At 65.8% G+C, this 1069-nt stretch carries 1 protein-coding gene and 1 pseudogene; one reads left to right on the forward strand and one right to left on the reverse strand.

Annotated elements, in window-relative coordinates; translation table 11 throughout:
* Positions 1–425: pseudogene (locus tag AC1DEY_RS23625) on the reverse strand (ABC transporter substrate-binding protein); the annotation flags it as partial.
* Between the two features lie 230 nt (positions 426–655).
* On the opposite strand from AC1DEY_RS23625, the gene AC1DEY_RS23630 reads away from it, so the two are divergent.
* A partial coding sequence (locus tag AC1DEY_RS23630) for a GntR family transcriptional regulator (RefSeq protein WP_476870122.1) occupies positions 656–1069 on the forward strand: 414 nt, incomplete at its 3' end.

Below are 1069 nucleotides of genomic sequence, written 5' to 3' on the forward strand. Positions count from 1 at the left end.
ACCTTGTACGGGGCCAGCAGGTCCTGCTTGGCGGCCTGGGCGTCGAAGTCGTGCCCCACGTCGATGACGTCCGGGGAGCGGTCCTGACCCTTCCGGGAGGACACAGCGTTGAGCTCGTCCGCGCTGGAGGCGTCCGGGTTCTCTACCTCTACCTTGATGCCGTACTTCTTCTCGAAGGTGGAGATGACTTCGCCGTAGTTGGCCCAGTCGTTCGGGAGGGCGATGGCGTTGAGCTTGCCTTCCTTCTTGGCGGCAGCGATCAGGGCGTCCATGCCGCCTCCGGCTGCGGCCGAGGTGACAGTCTTCCAGGCCACGGCGCCCTTAGATTCGGCGGGGGCGGCATTGCCGGAGGAGCAGGCGGCCAGGCCGCCCAGAAGCAGAGCCGCGGCGCCCATGGCGCTGAAGCGGCGAAGTGTGGTTTTCATGACATCTCCTAAAAGTTGGCTATACAACTTGTCAAAACCACTATCAGCGCCGCAGGTGTACGCCGGGTGAACGGGGAGGGGTGGGTGGACGAACTGTCGGAGCACTGTCGGCGCAAAGGTATTGATTTACAGGGGATTTCGCCGAATCKCTGTACCGTGGAGGCATGGTGGACGAGGCATCAAAAAGAGGCGGCGGGCGCGTGAAGACCGAAGGTGCCCAATATCGTAAGTTGGCAGCCAATATCCGTCGCGAGATCGAGGCGGGGGAATTCGGAAACAACGGACGGCTCCCCAGCGAGGAGAGCCTGGCGGAACAGTACGGGGTGTCCCGGGGTACGGTGCGCAACGCGCTGGCACTGCTGCGGGCCAACGGCTTGGTGACCTCCCGGCGCGGAACCCGGCGCGTGGTCCTGGGTACGGCTCGGACCCAGAGCTTTCAGGAACTGTTGAGTTTCACGGCCTGGGCCCGGGCCCAGGGGGAGGAGCCCGGTGCGCGCACCATCCACAGTCGGGTCCGACCGGCCACCGTCGCCGAAGGCGAAGCTCTCCAGCTCGGCGCCGGCGACGAGGTCACCGAGGTGCTGCGGCTGAGGCTCCTGGGCCGGGCCCCCGTGATGCTGGAACGCACCGTGTACCCGTCCCGG

This window comes from Arthrobacter sp. 05T47 (assembly GCF_056395825.1).